The sequence below is a fragment of the Nitrosospira multiformis genome, assembly GCF_900103165.1.
GTDB classification, from domain to species: domain Bacteria; phylum Pseudomonadota; class Gammaproteobacteria; order Burkholderiales; family Nitrosomonadaceae; genus Nitrosospira; species Nitrosospira multiformis_D.
This window is the reverse complement of the sequence record NZ_FNKY01000001.1, coordinates 2,194,416-2,211,402: the sequence shown is the minus strand read 5'-3', so window position 1 is coordinate 2,211,402 and position 16,987 is coordinate 2,194,416. Positions and strand designations below refer to the sequence as shown.

Genomic DNA, 16,987 nt, shown 5'->3' with positions numbered 1-16,987 from the left:
GTCGGCTCGATAAGGCTATCAATCGCCTTGAAGGTGATTGATTTCCAGCGCTATGAACTGCGTAAGCTGATTCCAGGTGAAATTATTGTCGGCTACCAGCACAAGGGTACGTTTGCCATTGAAACGCGGACCCAGGGTAATGCCTTCGATATTGCCGACCGCCAGCGCCGAGCCATCCGTGTTTTTCAGATCCGACAAATCCAGCAGCAGGATTTTTCTTACGGGCTGGATGCTTCTACCCGCAATGGATTCCATCCCTGTAATATCGGTAGCATTGCGCGCATCGGCATAATAAAGCCGGACGGTGTAGCCCGTCGCCGTATTGCCGGGCGTGGCTGCACCACGCGTGAAGGAACGCTCGATAGTAATGAACTGGCGGTCTCCAATGGCAATAAAGTCGGTCAGCCCGTTGGTGGCAAAGCCGATGAAAGATGCGGGAGCGAAGACAACCGGTCCGACATCGTAAATATATTCGGCACCGGGTTTTCCGCTGGCGATGTCGAATGCAAGAATGCGCGCACGCGAACCCGTGAAAATATTGGAAGGCGGGGAATCCTGGATCAAGCCGTTTTCGGTGGCGGTGTATAAAGTATCGCCATCAACCGATAGCGCCAGGCTTTCGAACGCCAGATTGTTGTAAATGCCTTTGTCGCCCGGAAATAATCCCATATTGGAACCACTCGGATAGTAACGAGCGGGTACTTCAAAATCGCGGCTGTGGCTGCCATCGGGATTCATTTCACGCACCGTAGGGTTCTGAAAATCAAGAATGCCGCGGTACCCCTCATTGCTCCAATAAATCTTATTGCGCGCGATATCGAAACGCAGGCCTTCCGGATCCACCGAGCTGCGTTCGAACGCACCGCCACCGGGCCGCTGAATTGTGGTCACGGCGTGAAATGTCACGCCAGCCATGCCAGGCGTGTTGGAACGCTGAAACCGGGCAAGATCGAGAGACAGCTCGTAGAAACGCGCCGGATGGGTTCTGCTCCGGTCATCGCTGATAGCCAGGTAACGATCGGTGAAGGGGTTATAATCCAGCGACGACAAACCGCCGACGCTGGTATCGAGGAAACTTGTCTTGTTGGGTACGATTTGCTGGCCTATATAACTCAAACTGAAATCAGCGGCGTGGCCAGTCCCCTGAATACAAGCGGCACAGCTTGCGGCGAAAGCCGCGGCGACAACCACCCTGAATCCGGCGGTCAGGTGCTTATTTTTCAGTTTAAGACAATGATCCACAAGGAGTTTTTTCGCCATTCGACCTTTGCTGCCACGAAACGGATTGATGATTATTTTCATGAGCGGGACTTTATCAGAAGTCATCGGGCGCTACCGTGAAGTTCCTTAAGCGTGGGAAATATACGCTGAGCACACGACTGTTACCTATTCCGGTGCTTACTTTCGAGTCGCCCACTCTCTCAAGTTTGGGATTTCTCATCCTCCAAGGCGGCATCGTGCCCCAGCTGGCAAAAGCATGGATTCCTTGGAGATCATAAGCAGGTTTACCCACATTGGAATTCCGGCTATATTGCGGCGTAGCGGATAACCATCAGCTGTCACGGCCTGCCGTTCGCATGATTCTCACAAGAAAATGACGTATGATTAGCATCTCTCATATACGAATGATAAGCGGTGGTTTCCGATTGACCGTAGTCACAGTCGCCGCCGTACTACTGACGGCGGGCATCTCTGGATGCGCCAGTTTCAAGGAAGTCAGGACGTTTGCTTCACTTTCCGTGAATGCCGCCGGCTATGAGACGCTCACCAGAGACTATATCGGTGCGCTTGATAGACGCAAGCAGTATCAGCCGCAAAAATTCCACGGCGATCTGGAGACGATGAAAATTCGCCGGGAGGCACAGCGCGCCAGCCTGAATTTACTCCAGCAAACCGTGACAGACTATATGCAGGGTCTAGGCAATCTTGCCGCAGGCGATATCAGAACCTTCGACAGATCGCTTGACGATCTCAGCTCCAGCCTCAATGAGGCAACATTACTGGACCGTAACGAGAAAGAAGCTATCGGCGCACTCTCGACTCTGCTCGCACGTACTGTTACGACACTATACCGGCAGCATGAAATGAAACGACTTATCCATGATGGCAATCAACCCCTTCAGGACGTGATAGCGGCTACTCGCAAGATTGTGAAGAGCGGCATCGTGGCTGATTTACAGACAGAATCTGCGTTGGCCGGGCGATACTATGATAACTTTATGCTGGCGCCGGATAATCCCGTGGAGCCTGTCGCAATGGCGCTCGCAAAAGAAGCCAGGGTGGAAGCATTGGACCGCGTGGACAATCGCATCCGGAGTGCGCAGCGCTATGATGCGGTGCTGGAGAAAATCGCGGGAGGCCATCAATATCTTTACGATCACCGGAACAGGATCGGTCAGGATGATTTTGGCCGGCAGTTCAAGCCAGCCATCGACGAACTTCGGACCGCCTACCGGAACTTGCTTGACGTTTCACGATAAAAAGAAGGAAAGAAGGACAGGGCATGGAAAAACTTACGCCGGATGATGCTTTTGAGCTGGGTAACCTGTTTCGCGATGCCGCAATTGCACTCGGAAACTGGCGCATCCAAAATCGAGCCAGTCTGACCCCAAGCCAATGGACCGAGCTCGATGACCGCGAAATCACGCTTTTGAACGCCGCGTCCAGCATATATACTAACGCGATAGGGCTGGTACTGGCCGAGAGCAGGACACCGCTTGCTCGCCTGCAGTCCAGCGTAAAAAAAGCAAAGTCGGCGATGCGGCGCATTGCAATCTTTAAACAAGCGCTTGATCTCGCGTCCGCACTCATTCTCTTCGCCGGCGCGGTGACATCCGGCAACGTCGCGGGAATTCCCGCCGCAGTCGTCGCGCTGGAAGATGCCGCCGCGGCTATTGTCGAATCCTCCGATTCGGAATCATGACAATCTGAAACTGGCAGACTCATGACTCTCGCAATGACGTTCCGGTTTTTCGCTGGTTCGCCGGTAGACCTTTATTATTGATTTCAGTGTCGCAATGCCACAATTTCCCATCTACTCATGAATAAGAGACGTATCGTAGTCGCCATTATGCTGGCCGTCGCCGTTGTAACGCTGGCGAGTTGGTCTTTCTTCCGCCAGGAGAGCGATACGAATACGCTGGAACTGTTCGGCAACGTCGACATCCGCCAGGTTTCACTGGCTTTCAATGGCAGTGAACGGATCGCTGAAATGCGCGTGCAGGAAGGCGATCGGGTCGAGGCAGGACAAGTGCTGGCCACGCTCGATACACGTACCCTGGCGCTGCAGATTGCCCAGGCCCAAGCGGGGATCGAGGTACAGGAGCAGGTCTTGTTGCGGCTGAAGAATGGTACCCGCCCCGAAGAGGTGGATCAGGCCAAAGCTGACGTTGCCTCCGCCCAGGCCGAGGCGGATCTTGCCGGGCAACAGCTCAAACGGCTGCAGAATGTGGAAAAAACGGCTGGTGAGGCGATCAGCCAGCAGGATCTGGACCATGCGCGTTCGCGCCGCCAAGTTTTCAAGGCACTGCTGAAAAATCGCAAAAAGGCACTGAAGCTGGCGGTGATCGGTCCACGCAAGGAAGACATCGCCCAGGCTGAGGCACAACTGAATGTTTCCAAAGCTGAACTGGCTTTACTCAAACATCAGCTCAGCCTGGCCGAGCTTAAGGCGCCCATCAATGCCGTTGTACGCTCACGCCTGCTGGAGCCTGGCGATATGGCCTCACCGCAACGGCCGGTCTATGCGCTCGCGATCACCGACCCGAAATGGGTGCGCGCGTATGTCACGGAAGTGGATCTGGGGCGGATCAAACCGGGTATGAGCGCGCGCGTGACTACTGACAGCCATCCGGATCAGTCGATTCGGGGTCACGTGGGTTACATTTCTTCGGTAGCCGAATTCACTCCAAAAATGGTGCAGACTGAAGAGCTGCGCACCAGCCTGGTGTATGAAGTTCGTGTCTTTGTTGAAGATGCGGAAGACCGCTTGCGCCTGGGCATGCCCGCCACCGTTCGTATATTCCTGGAAAATCATCGTGATGTGGCCGGAGCAGCGCAGTGACGCGCCCATACACGACGGCGGTAGCCGCGTGCGGACTCCACAAGCGTTTTCTGATCAAGGAATCCGGCCAGACGGTTCACGCTGTCACCGACGTCTCGCTGGACGTACAGGCAGGCTCGCTTACGGCGCTGGTAGGTCCCGATGGCGCGGGTAAAACCACCTTGCTGCGGATGATGGCTGGATTGATGAAAGCCGATGAAGGGCAGCTTCATGTATTGGGTATCGATGTTGCGGCCGACCCGCAGGCGGTTCAGGATCGCATTAGCTATATGCCGCAGCGCTTTGGTCTGTATGAAGATCTCAGCGTGCAGGAAAACCTCGATCTCTATGCCGATCTGCATGGCGTGCCGCAAGCAATGCGCCTGAAACGCTACGCACGGCTTCTGGAAATGACTAATCTGACGCGCTTTACCGCACGCCTTGCGGGCAAGCTCTCCGGGGGGATGAAGCAGAAACTGGGTCTGGCCTGCACATTAGTGCGTTTGCCGGAATTACTGCTGCTGGATGAGCCGACGGTGGGTGTTGATCCGCTATCGCGCCGGGAGTTGTGGGAAATCGTTCAGCAAATGATAGATGATGAGCAATTGACCGTCCTCGTCAGTACCGCCTACCTCGATGAAGCCGAGCGCTGCGCCAAGGTATTCGTGCTGCATGAAGGCAAACTCGTGGCCCAGGGAACCCCGGCTGAAATCCGCCATCATGCCCGCAACCTGTGTTTTGTCGCGACGCCGCCGCAAGACCAGCCACCGCGTTTCCTGCAGACACGCCTGCTGGATAATACTGAGAACGTCATCGACGCGGTTCCGCAGGGCGGGGCCGTACGTTTCATTCGCCGCCCGGGAAGCGATCAGCGGCATCTTGATGCCATGCTTGACGGGGCTCCGGTTACGGCGGTAGAAGAACGCCTGGAAGACGGGTTTATGACGCTGCTAAGCAAACAGTACGTTGCTGATCCACTGGATGCCACTGCGCGGGAAACCGCCGTGCATCCGAAAGTAGTTGCAAGTGAAAGGCAGGGGGAAGGTGAAGATTATGCCGGTGACGTGATTATCGAGGTGCGCGATCTGGTGCGCAAGTTTGGTGATTTTACCGCGGTGGACCATATCTCGTTTTCGGTCCGGCGCGGAGAAATCTTCGGCCTGCTGGGACCAAATGGTGCGGGCAAGACGACGACTTTTCGCATGCTTTGCGGTCTCTTGCCGGCCAGTGGCGGTTTCCTTCAGGTGGCTGGTGTTAATCTGCACCATGCGCGTGCAATCGCACGCCGCAAGATTGGCTACGTATCACAGAAATTTGCTCTCTATGGCGATCTCACCGTGATGGAAAACCTGGAGTTCTTCGGGAGTGCCTATGGCTTGAGCGGTGAGCGCTTGCGCGAGCGCATCGGTATTGTCACGCGGCAATTCGGCCTGAAGGATAAAGAGAAGTCACCGAGCAAGCAATTGCCCGGCGGCTACAAGCAGCGCCTCGCGATGGCGGTAGGGCTGCTGCACGAACCTGATATTCTGTTTCTTGACGAACCTACCAGTGGAACTGATCCGCAGAGGCGCCGCGAATTCTGGCGGCGTATCGCCGCGCTGTCGGAAGTAGGCACAACGATTGTCATTACGACCCATTTCATGGAAGAAGCCGAGTATTGCGACCGTATCGTTATACAGGATGCCGGGAAGCTGCTGGCGCTCGGAACGCCGCGTGAGGTACGGACGCAAGCCGGTGGAAAAGACAGCCGGTTGAATATGGAGGAAGCGTTTATCAGCATCGTCGAGCAAGGCCGGCGGAGAGACAGCGAAATGGCTGCGAGGGAAATCGTGCCATGAACGCAAGGGCAGGGACAAACCAGCCGAAAAAGAAAGATGATGATGGATAAGGGTTTCTGGCTGCGCCTGATCTCATTGACTCGCAAGGAAATCCGCCAACTGCTGCGCGACAGAAGCAATCTTGCCATTGGTATCGGTCTGCCGATGGTATTGATACTGATTTTCGGCTACGGCCTCTCGCTCGATGTCAAGAACGCGCCGATAGCGATTGTGCTGGAAGATCCTTCGCCCTTGGCAGCCGATGTGATCGCAGGCCTCGAGCTTTCCGCCTATATCTCTCCTGTAACGGTCACCTCCATGCGCGAAGCCGAGCGCCTGATGCTGGCACGCGAGGTGGATGGCATCGTGCGCATACCCAATGATTTTTCCCGCCGCCTCACAGCAGGCGATGCGCAGGTGCAACTCCTGGTGCATGGCTCCGAGGCCAGCCGCGCCCTGATTATCCGCAGCTATATCATCGGTGCCGTGGGTCAGTGGATGCAGCGTCAGGCAGACCGTGGAACAGCGACAGGCACTTCCCGCCCAGGTACGGTTACGGTGATTGAACGCATGTGGTTCAACGCCGCCAATACCAGTACCTGGTATCTCGTGCCAGGATTGATCGTGCTGATCATGACCCTGGTGGGTGCCTTCCTCACCGCGATGGTCATGGCGCGGGAGTGGGAGCGCGGTACCCTTGAAGCACTGTTCGTTTCGCCGGTGCGGCCCGGTGAGATCCTGCTGGCGAAAATCATACCGTACTTCCTGGTTGGCCTCGTGGGCCTCGGGCTGTGTCTGCTCGCCGCGCACTTTCTGTTCGAGGTTCCGATGTACGGCTCGCTGGTGATGCTGCTGATCAGCTCAATGCTCTACCTGTTGGTGGCGCTGGGTCTCGGCCTGGTAATTTCTTCGGTGACCAAAAACCAGTTCCTCGCCAGCCAGATCGCGCTGCTAGCAAGTTTCATGCCGGCGCTGATGCTTTCGGGTTTCCTGTTCGACCTGCGCAACGTGCCGCCGGTCATTCAGCTTGTCAGTCAGATATTGCCGGCCACCTATTTCATGGAGCTGATCAGGACGCTGTTTCTGGCAGGCAACGTGTGGCCTCTGATTTTCAAGAACTGCGCGATTCTTTCTGGTTACGCCGTTCTCCTGCTGGGGCTAGCGCGGTTTGTTACCCGAAAGACGCTGGACTGATGCCATGTTCGATTTTCTGCACCGCATCGCCAGCCTGTGCCGCAAGGAGTTGCTTGCCATTTTCAAGGATCCCGCCAATCGGGTTATCCTCGTCGTTCCATCGCTGATTGAGAGTTTTCTATTCGGTTACGCCGCAACCTATGACCTGGTCGATGTGCCTTACGCCCTGCTTGACCAGGATCGCGGGGCCATCTCGGCCGAGCTGGTCGCGCGCCTGGACGGTACGGGTATATTTCACCGCGTCGCGAATCTGCAAACGCCGGCTGATATCGCCCGGGTAATCGACTCGCAGCAAGCATTGATCGTGATCCAGATCGGACCGCGATTTGAGCAGCAGCTCAATGCGGGTGAATCCGCGCCGATACAACTGATACTCGATGCGCGCAACTCCAACACGGCGGGTTCCGCTGCCGCCTACCTCGGATTGATCATTGAGTCATACAACACCACATTGCGCAGCGGTGCCGGGCCACCGCTCACCGTCGAGTCGCGGGCCTGGTACAACCCCAATCTGGAGACACGATGGAACCTGTTGCCAGGCTTGATCGCGTCTCTCAGCATGATCCAGATGATGATGCTGTCCGCATTGTCGGTTGCCCGTGAACGTGAAAACGGCACGTTTGACCAGTTGCTGGTGACACCGTACTCGCCCATCGAGATCATGATCGGCAAGGCTATCCCGACTATCATGATCGGCATGGTGCAATCCACCATCGTGCTGTCGGTGTCGCTGTTCTGGTTCAAAATACCGATGGCCGGTTCGCTACTGGCGCTCTATACCGGGCTGGGGCTGTTCGCCATTGCGAGCGTCGGTATCGGGCTGGCGATCTCGGCGGTTTCGGCAAACATGCAGCAGGCCATGCTCTATACATTTGTACTGATCATGCCGCTGATTTTGCTCTCCGGGCTGGCTACGCCGGTGCGCAATATGCCTGAAATCCTCCAGATCGCCACCCTCGCCAATCCGCTGCGCTTTGCTATCGATCTGGTGCAACGCATTTATCTGGAAGGAGTCGGCCTGCTCACCGTTATCCATGACCTGATTCCCCTGCTAATTATTTCAGCTATTACGCTGCCCCTGGCCGCCTGGCTGTTTCGCAATCGTCTTTTGTGAATAGTGAATGGGCATTCTCATAATCGTGTCATGTTCCTTAATCATGATGAGCCCCGGGGCGTGCGCGCAATTCCAGCACGACCGGTCCCCCCACAGCTTACATCGAGGGGGTCATCGAGGGCTGGCGATACCGGTACGCAACATGCCCGAAAATTCTCAATTTTGCCATATTGCCGGCCCACTGCTATAAAGAGGCTGTAGTCATAGTGATGGAGTGTGAATGGACATCATTGGAAATATTGAAAATCAGCTGATCAAACTCCAGGATATATCCTGCTTTCTGGAAGAAGGGAATTTCGACGACAATCTTTTACAGCTCGCAGAGAAGACCGCTAAAATCCTTGGTGCCAGCAATTGTTCCATCATGCTTTTAAATGATGGCGAATCCCAGAATCCGCGCATGAGAGTTTGCGCCAGCTATGGTCCGCTACCGGCAGCTGCGTACAAGGAATCCGTACGCAAGGGGGAGGGCATTGCGGGACATGTTGTCGCCACCGGAAAATCGTTATTTATCGAGGATATCAATAAATCGGAGTTTGCCAATCGGGCGCGGCGCACCAATGATCCCCATAAAAGTCTGCTTTGCTCGCCAATACGAATCAACACTTGCATAGCAGGCGTGGTCAATGTCACGGGTTGCGATAACGAAGCATCCTTCAAACCGGGCGACCTGAATCTGCTTGATGTCATTGCCCTGTTCATCGGCAAATCGATTCAGACGATACAGCTTCAGAGCATACTGAATTCACGTTTCGCCCAGTTGGCGCTGATACAGGAAACCCAAAAAAACATGAACAATTCACTGGGAAGCACTTTGCATAATCCGGATCAGATCGCAAAAATCATGGCAAAATCTTTCTATAAGGAAATGACCCGCCTGGGCTTCGGCTCAGGCCAGGTCATCAATGTTGCGTCGGATATCATTGATCAGTTGAACGCTAATTTGCAGCGGCACAGCAAACGCATGAAGCGGGGGCAAAAAGAGTCCCCCGATGAAACCACATAACAATTTCAGTAATCCCTATTTAGAGATTCCTAGGAAATCGCCACAAACCTCGCCTCTGACGGCACGCCCTGATTATCGACCACGAACAGCATATAGGAACCCGGTGGTGCGATATTGCCATGAGCTGGCGCCTGGGTTTCCAAGGTGCTGACGGTACGGGAGCCAATCGGCAGCTTGATATATCGCTGTCCGGCATCGGTGTGGTGCGTCACCGCAATCGGCGCGATCAACACCACTGCATTGATATTCGCGGCTTGTGGCGTTTCAATCACAAAAGCGCTCGCATAGGTGACAGCGGGCGGTGCATTCGATATCACCGGGCGCGCACCCAGGCTAAGATAGCCGGGCGAGTATAGCTCCACCGAATGCTGGTCGGGATCCGCCGTACCCGGCGCAACGCCGCCCGCTGTCACGACCCTTCCATCCGCCAACAGAATGCATACCGAGTGATACTGGCGCGGAAAGTTTAACGGAGCGCCCAATGTCCATGTATTCGTAGCCGGATCGTAGGTTTCCGTTTCCAGCACGGGGGTAGGTGACCATTTCTGGCCATTGCTGTGACCGCCTATGATGAGTATCCTGCCGGTGGGCAACACCACCGCATTGACGTTTGTCCGGCCGAAATTCATATCGGCGATACGCGCCCATGCCGAGCCTGCGATACCGCCGCTGAATTCGATTACCTCGGCGGTAGCGTTATTACGCGCCGTGGCGGGGCCGGATACACCGCCGCCAAAGACATACAGGCTCGTGTGTTCCGGGTTCACGGTCGTGTCAATCATGAGGAGGCTCATGCCTTCCTGGCGGTCATAAAACTGCTGCTGCCCATAGTCGGTCCAATTGCCATTATTCGGCCCCGTCATGGTCAGATAAGCAGTCTGGGTCCCCGTTGCACCTGCCCACCCGGCACGGGTATAGAAAATTTCCCCCGAGGGGAGGAGATGCATGCCGGGATACAGTTCATCGAATGAACGGTTTGCTCCGGCCACCGGCGTCCACGCCCCCCCGTCGAACACTTCGACTTCCGCCGCGATGGGGTGCCCCCCGGAAAACGCGAGTATGCGTCCATCGCTCAAACTCAGTGCTGTCGGATACCAGCGCGCGTGCGCCATGCTGACGGTTGGGCCAAACGTGCCATTGTCAGGGGTTACCGCATCAGGGGTAAAAATGAAGCAGCGATTATTGGTGTGTCCCGCCCCATTTGTGTCGCCGCCGATGACAAGCAAGCGGCCGTCAGGCAGGAAGGTATGTCCACAGCAGAAAAAATCCTCCGGCAACGTAATGACGCCGGGCATGACCTGTTTGGTTGCGGGGTCCCAGATACGGGCCTCGAGCGGATAATTCCTTTCCGCTGCGCCGGAAAATAGCAAGACATGCCCCGTATTCAACAGTGCTCCATGCACCACAAAAATCGGTGACGGTTCCAGCAATTCCCAACTGTCTTCGCCGTCCCCGCCGCAAGGATGGTGCTCTACCTCGGGGCATTCATGCACGCGCACGGTTGGCAGTTGGTAACAGATCTTGTCGAGCTCCTTATCGCTCAGCTCGACTTCCTGCGTAGCGCGAAGCACCGCGGCCATGCCTTCCATCATGTGCATTTCCACATGACAGTGGATCAGGAAATCGCCCTGCAAGCGGTATTTCTTGCGCTTTTCCCCGCATTGATCTGGATAGGCATCTTTCGATGGGTGTCCCTGCTCACCCGCAGACGTTGAGGAGGAAGAATGGAGGAAGTGTTCATGAGCATGTCCATGTCCATGTTCATGCTCGTGGTCAGGTCTGGCTTCCGGCCGGAAGGGAGGGCGCGCCTCACGGCCATGGTGAGGTGCATCATGCCCGCCTTCATCCTCGGGCAGGGTGGGATGAGGACCTTCATGCCCCTCATGAGGCTTGCATTCACATTCGAGCGGCAAGGGGAGAAGAATAACCGGCGGCACGACTGTATCAGCGACAAACGATTCGGCGGGCCCGAGGGAGCGCGTATCGACCCATTCATTGCCCCACCGCCAGCGCTGCCCATGCAGGTGGAAGTTGTGCCATATCATACTCAAGTCCAGGTTGAAGACATACCAGCGCACGCGGGTGCCATATTCCGCCACGATAGTCGGCGTATTCCCCACGAATGTGCGCCCGTTGATGGCGAACGACTCCAGACCGGCGCCACTGCGCTCGGTTACGGTATGGGGTTGATTCCCGGCATGGTTCCAGGTGACGGTCGCACCCACTCCCACCGTGATATCGTCGAGTTCGAAGCGTGCCGGTGTATCCAGGATATTGATGGTTGCAGTGAGGGGACCCGCCATCGTGACGCGCACGCGCCCCTGCATCGGATGAAAACGGCAGTAGTATTCAAAAGTGCCTTCCTCATTGAAGGTAAAGTCAAATTGGTCGCCCGCATTGAGCGAATCGCTGTCGAACAGCGCGGCACCAACATTCGCTGTCAGGCGATGAAAAAAGATAGGTACCTCAAGGTCCGTTTTGTCGCAGTGGGGGTCGCGAACCACTATGCCGCCAAAGAGCCCGCGTTTCACGACTTCCTCGATATGCATGTGATGGTCGTGGAAAGGCCATGCGCCGATGGCGTCTTCCTTGACATCGAAGACGTAGCACCATTGCTCTCCTGGACAAATTGCATCGCTGCGATTTGGTCCATCGTATTCCTGCACGCCAAATGGCCATGAGCCATCCGAATCGATGCCATAGTGCAGCCCATGCACGTGAAAGCTATGAGGCTCGGTATCGCCATTTAGCACATGGACATAAAGCCGTTCATCCGGCTGCGTATAGATGACCGTACCCGGAATGCGCCGTTCGACACGCGGCTCATTGATATCCGCGGCAATGAGGGGCGTGTTTTTCATTACAGTGTAGGCGGCATCAAGGTACTCACGGTAGACCAGGGCATTCAGCGAGCGCCGGTCAACTTCCGATTGCGGAATGGTCGCGTCCTCATGTTCCATGTTTCTCATGCAGTCAAGCCGGTGTTTATGATGCTCGGCATCGTCTGGCGCGACGGGGCTGTAATTCGGTACCGCTTCGATTTTCAGGTAGATATGTCTGATTTGCATGATCCCGGTCTCCTATTTGTCGTAAACATTAAACCCAGATAATCCATTAGGACGCGAGATGATGGTGAGGCAGGTTGCGAGACAGTTTTGCCGGTTGGGAGAAGTCCATAGCCTAGTCTATGGACGCCGAGCAAGCGGCGGAAATGGCCGCAAACTGACCACCAGCACTCGCGTAGGCTCGGAGAGCCGCCTAATGGATTATCTGGGTTAAAATTAAAAGTAGTAAAGATTGGGATAAATGCAAGGAAGGAAAGGTAATCAACTGCCGGATTGAGGATTATGCTGATTGAGATATACTGATATACATCCTGAAAGGAGAAAAGCATGGCCGAGATTGTTCTCGTACACGGCATTGATCAGCAGCAAAAATCCGCCGATAAACTGGAAAGCGCATGGTTACCCGCGCTGGCGGGTGGTGTGCGGGATGCCGGGTTTGCGGATGTAGCGGATCGGATCTGGCGTAACGCCGGGAAACCCGGCAGCATCGAAACGCGAATGGCATTTTATGGCAACCTTTTCCTTATGCCAGGTCAGCAGGGCGATGATCCGGCGGAATTTACATCCGAAGAGGCGCAGTTCGCACAGGTTCTGGCGCTGGAATGGCTAAAGCACGCCGTCGAGCGAGCGTCGAAGCAGAAAACCCGGGAAACCGGTGAGCTTGAGCTGGCTTACATAACCAGGCAGATGGGTACGGAGCAGGGCGCGGGAAGCGTTGTCCGCAGCGCTATCGGAAGCTTGAGCAAAATCTCCTGGTTTGCACCGTTCGGCATGGGTTTTGCCGAACGCTTCGTCAATCGCTCTCTCGCCCAGGTGACGCGATATCTCACTGACGACACTATCCGTTCCGCAGCCCTCAAATCGGTATTCAAGCTGATCGGCCCTGAAACCAGAGTACTGATCGGGCACTCACTGGGCTCTGTAATTGCTTATGAGGCAGCGCACCTTATGGATAAGCCGCTTCCTTTACTGCTGACGCTGGGTTCCCCCCTCGGGCTCCAGACCATCGTTTATCAGTGCCTGCGGCCGCAGCCGCCGAGGTTCCCACCAGCTGTACGGCGCTGGGTGAATATAGCCGACCGGGATGATTTCATCGCCGCCGAACCGGATCTTATAGACTTGTTTCGTGCAGGAATACCCGCCAGCGCATCATTCGAGGGTGGCTACACCGTAGACAACGGTGCCGATCCTCACAATTCGGATTTCTATCTCGGCAAGGTGCAGATTGGCAGGGAAGTAGGGGAGATTTTTGGTGGCAGCGCCGTAAACGCTGTGGGTTGACCGGGATTCAGCTTGCGGTCAAATGATCAATCGATTCCTTGATGATGAGGGTATTCGGATGATCAGGGCCGAGTATGCGCTCCTGGTCGGGGAGTAGTGCCTGGAACAGTCGCAGTGCTTCACGGGCGTCGCCGCACTCGGCAGTCAGGTAGGCGATGTTGATGCGGATTATGAGCAAGGCTGGATGATTGGGGCCGAGTACACGCTCATGGTCGGCGAGCAGCAGCTGTAATAGCCGGAGTGCCTCGCGCGCATCGCCGTTGCGTGCGATCAAGTGGGCGACATTACCCCGAATTTTGAGCGTGTCCGGGTGATCCGGTCCCACTATGCGCTCCTGATCGACGAGCAGTGCTTCGAACAGTCTTAGTGCTTCATGGGAGTCTCCGCATTCGCCAGTCCAGAGGGCAATATTGTTGCGGGTGGCGAGTGTGAGCGGGTGATCGGAACCCAGTACACGCTCCAGGTCAGGGAGCAGCGCCTCAGTCAGTCGCAGCCCTTCGCGAGCATCTCCGCACAGGGAGATTGAGTAGGCCATATTGCTGCGAGTCTTGAGCGTATCCGGATGATTCGCTCCCAATATGCGCTCCTGGTCGGGGAGCAGCGCTTCGAATAGTCTTAGCGCTTCATGGGAGTCCCCGCATTCGCCAGTCCAGAGAGCAATATTGCTGCGGATCGTGAGCGTGTTCGGGTGATCCAGGCCCAGCACGCGCTCCTCGTCGTTAAGCAGCGCTTCGGCCAGCCGCAATGCCTCGTGCGTGTCTCCGCTGTTGCCGGTCCAGAGCGCGATGTTGCTACGAGTCTTGAGCGTATCCGGATGATCCGCTCCCAGTATGCGCTCCTGGTCGGGGAGCAGTTCCTGGAACAACCTGAGCGCCTCGCGGGGATTTCCGCAATCTCCGGTCCAATGGGCGATATTATTGCGGAGCGTGAGCGTGTTCGGATGACCCAGGCCCAGCACACGCGCCTCGTCGGTAAGCAGCGCTTCGGCCAGCCGCAATGCTTCGCGCGCGTCTCCGCTGTTGCCGGTCCAGAGCGCGATGTTGCTGCGAGTCTTGAGCGTATCCGGATGATCCGCTCCCAGTATGCGCTCCTGGTTGGGGAGCAGTTCCTGGAACAATCTGAGCGCCTCGCGAGGATTTCCGCAATCCCCAGTCCAATGGGCGATATTATTGCGGATCGTGAGCGTACCTGGGTAATCGGGTCCAGACACACGCTCCTGGTCGGGGAGCAGCGCTTCGGCCAGACACAGTGCCTGGCGAACGTTTCCACACATGCTGGTCGAGTATGCGATATTACTGCGGGTCATGAGAGTGTCCGGATGATCGGGGCCCAGCACGCGCTCCTGGTCGGGGAGCAGCGCCTCAAATAACCGCAGCGACTCACGCGGATCTCCGCATTCGCCGGTTAAGTGAGCGATATTGTTGCGGACAATGAATGTAACCGGGTGATCTGAGCCAACTACCGCCTCCACTCGCATCAGCCAGAGCCGCCAGCGGCGCAGGTTGTCGCGGGGGATGGGTGAGGTTCTTGCGGAAAGACTCGCCCAGGCACTGTCAGCCTCCCCAAGCGTCCATAAATGCTCTGCCTCCCGCTCGAAGGCATAACGCTGTATGGCGTTATTCAAGTCTGTTGGACCTGCGCCAGGAGGTGCGAGCGCCTCAATGCCGACAATAAGGGCCTTGTGTGCGGCAATGATTTCTTGCGGCGCGCGGGCGGCAACGTAATCGACGAGCGTCTGGTGGAAAAGACCAGCGTGCTCGTTCTCCGTACCCGCCGCGCTTCGCACCGCAAGGCCGCGCAGCCGCACTAGCTGGTCGCGCACAAATACTGGGGAGGCCGGGCCGCCAAGCGCTTCGCTCGTCTTGCATAGCAGCGGAAGCGGCAGCAGGGGGCCTGCCCCGGCGGCGGCGAGAATCTCGAGCACGCGCCGAAGGCTCTCGTCGTCAGCAGCGCCGCAACGCGAAAGCATTTCCTCATAGGCATCCCCCAGAGCGAGGCCACCGGCACCTATGGGTGCCTTGGGCTGTTCGCCAAGCAGATCGGCAAGCACACGGGCCACCAGCCAGCTACCCTCGGCTGCCTGCACAACTTCCCCCTGACGCGCAGGTGGAGTGCCGCGCCGTTCGAGATATTGATGGATTTTCTCATCCGGCGCGAAAGCAAGCGAATATGACGAAGCTCCCGGTGGAAGTTCCGTATCTGGCCGGGCAGTAACCAGCAGGCGCACGAAGGCCAATTTGCCCAACTGATTCAGCGTCTCCATTACCGAGCTGCGCGCACCGGTCGCGAGGCGATCGAGCGCATCCACGACGATGCGTACCGCCGTGACCTGACTTGGCTGCTCCAGCCGCCCCAGCCACGTGAGCGGACCGAGCAATTGCTTCTCCAGCGTATCCAGTTTTTGCTGCTCGTCGTAGGGAGTATCGCGCATAAACGCTTGCTGCGCTTCACGGAAGCCGGGCACGGACCGGACAAGCTGTTCCGTCAGGGTGCGTGCCAGCTCCCGTGGTGTCGTCGCCTCGTTAAGCAGAGCGATTGCATGTACGAAGCCGGCGGGGACGGCTCCCTGCGCGGCCTTCGGCCATGCCAGCGCCGCCGCCAGCGCCGATTTTCCCGTGCCTGCATCACCCACCACCGCCACACAGCGCTCCGCCCGCGAGCGCGTCACAATTTCATCCAGGGCAAGGGTGGGCTGATACGCGAGCGTGAGCCGCTGAATTTCATCCGCCAGCGGCGTCTGTGCCCATGGCTCGCGGATACTGGCCGCATTCTTCGCCAGCCACAGCGTTGCGTCGGGATTATAGGCGGGGTTTTGCGCTTCCTGGTTCGGACAGTGTTTCTTAATGAGAGGACGCAGATTAACGCAGTGCAGGTGTTCGGAGGGTTCCGTGGCAACCCCATCACGCAGTAACGCAACAAGGCTTCGGCTAAAGCAGCCATCCGCCGCCGGACGATCGGCCGCAGCAGTGAGGACCTCGAATCGAAGTGTACCTCCCAGGCCCCGCACCCAGGACTGTGCTGCGCCGAAGCCGGCTTGACCCGAATAACAGGCATCGACCAGCACAGCCAATCCATCCACTTGGCCCACAGCTTTCTTGTGCGCCTCTTTTATTATGTTGGTGAGATGTACCGCCGTGTCGGAGTCGGGGGGATTTTCCGCATCTTGCGGGAGCAGGTAGAAGTCTTCGTCCGCGCGCTCGCCGTGACCGATATAGGCAATGAATAGTGTTGCCTCATCTTTTGCCGCGCGCCGGTATGCTTTCTTGATGGCATCCTTGGTATCCCGGACGGTGGGATCGATGAGTAATCCTTCCCCCTCGAGCGCAGAAACACATGCCCCCCGTTCCGGATCGATCATCACCCGGTAAAGCTCCTGCGCCGCCTGCGGCAAAAAACCAAGTTGGCTCAGGGCTTGGCATTGTGACCCAATGACCAGGATCCGGCGTTCACTCATGACATTTACATTCC

General features: G+C 56.7%; 11 protein-coding genes. 8 read left to right on the top strand and 3 right to left on the bottom strand.

Annotation, left to right across the window (positions count from 1 at the left end; all coding sequences use genetic code 11):
* Nucleotides 1–18: 18 nt before the first annotated feature.
* On the bottom strand, nt 19–1,260 hold the full coding sequence (locus BLR00_RS09880) for an esterase-like activity of phytase family protein (RefSeq protein ID WP_074634248.1): 1,242 nt from the start codon (nt 1,258–1,260) through the stop codon (nt 19–21).
* A 341-nt stretch (nt 1,261–1,601) separates the two neighbouring features.
* Between BLR00_RS09880 and BLR00_RS09875 the strand changes: the two genes are divergently transcribed.
* The 7 genes from BLR00_RS09875 to BLR00_RS09845 all read left to right on the top strand — a co-directional run bounded on the left by BLR00_RS09875 (nt 1,602) and on the right by BLR00_RS09845 (nt 9,173).
* Entirely contained in the window at nt 1,602–2,480 is an 879-nt protein-coding gene (locus BLR00_RS09875; protein ID WP_143007641.1) for a hypothetical protein, read from the top strand.
* 23 nt (nt 2,481–2,503) lie between these two features.
* Complete coding sequence (locus BLR00_RS09870) at nt 2,504–2,923, top strand: hypothetical protein (RefSeq protein ID WP_074632191.1); 420 nt, start codon at nt 2,504–2,506, stop codon at nt 2,921–2,923.
* A 117-nt stretch (nt 2,924–3,040) separates the two neighbouring features.
* Nucleotides 3,041–4,063, top strand: a complete 1,023-nt coding sequence (locus BLR00_RS09865) for an HlyD family secretion protein (protein WP_074632190.1) — start codon at nt 3,041–3,043, stop codon at nt 4,061–4,063.
* Nucleotides 4,060–5,880 carry an ATP-binding cassette domain-containing protein gene (locus BLR00_RS09860; RefSeq protein WP_074632189.1) on the top strand — a complete coding sequence of 607 codons (1,821 nt, stop codon included), beginning with the start codon at nt 4,060–4,062 and terminating at the stop codon, nt 5,878–5,880. The genes BLR00_RS09865 and BLR00_RS09860 overlap by 4 nt, the downstream gene beginning before the upstream one ends.
* A 36-nt stretch (nt 5,881–5,916) precedes the next feature.
* Nucleotides 5,917–7,053 (top strand): ABC transporter permease, encoded by a 1,137-nt coding sequence (locus BLR00_RS09855; RefSeq protein WP_218124322.1) that lies wholly within the window; start codon nt 5,917–5,919, stop codon nt 7,051–7,053.
* Nucleotides 7,054–7,057: 4 nt separating this feature from the next.
* Nucleotides 7,058–8,167, top strand: a complete 1,110-nt coding sequence (locus BLR00_RS09850) for an ABC transporter permease (protein WP_074632188.1) — start codon at nt 7,058–7,060, stop codon at nt 8,165–8,167.
* A gap of 220 nt (nt 8,168–8,387) precedes the next feature.
* Nucleotides 8,388–9,173: a GAF domain-containing protein gene (locus BLR00_RS09845; RefSeq protein WP_074632187.1), complete on the top strand. Its 786-nt coding sequence runs from the start codon at nt 8,388–8,390 to the stop codon at nt 9,171–9,173.
* Nucleotides 9,174–9,202: 29 nt separating this feature from the next.
* On the opposite strand, the gene BLR00_RS09840 is transcribed toward BLR00_RS09845, so the two are convergent.
* The gene (locus BLR00_RS09840; RefSeq protein WP_074632186.1) at nt 9,203–12,241 is read right to left on the bottom strand and encodes a galactose oxidase-like domain-containing protein; all 3,039 of its coding nucleotides are present in this window, start codon (nt 12,239–12,241) and stop codon (nt 9,203–9,205) included.
* Between the two features lie 324 nt (nt 12,242–12,565).
* On the opposite strand from BLR00_RS09840, the gene BLR00_RS09835 reads away from it, so the two are divergent.
* Nucleotides 12,566–13,519 carry an alpha/beta hydrolase gene (locus BLR00_RS09835; RefSeq protein ID WP_074632185.1) on the top strand — a complete coding sequence of 318 codons (954 nt, stop codon included), beginning with the start codon at nt 12,566–12,568 and terminating at the stop codon, nt 13,517–13,519.
* A gap of 7 nt (nt 13,520–13,526) precedes the next feature.
* On the opposite strand, the gene BLR00_RS09830 is transcribed toward BLR00_RS09835, so the two are convergent.
* Nucleotides 13,527–16,973 (bottom strand): tetratricopeptide repeat protein, encoded by a 3,447-nt coding sequence (locus BLR00_RS09830; protein WP_074632184.1) that lies wholly within the window; start codon nt 16,971–16,973, stop codon nt 13,527–13,529.
* Nucleotides 16,974–16,987 lie beyond the last annotated feature (14 nt).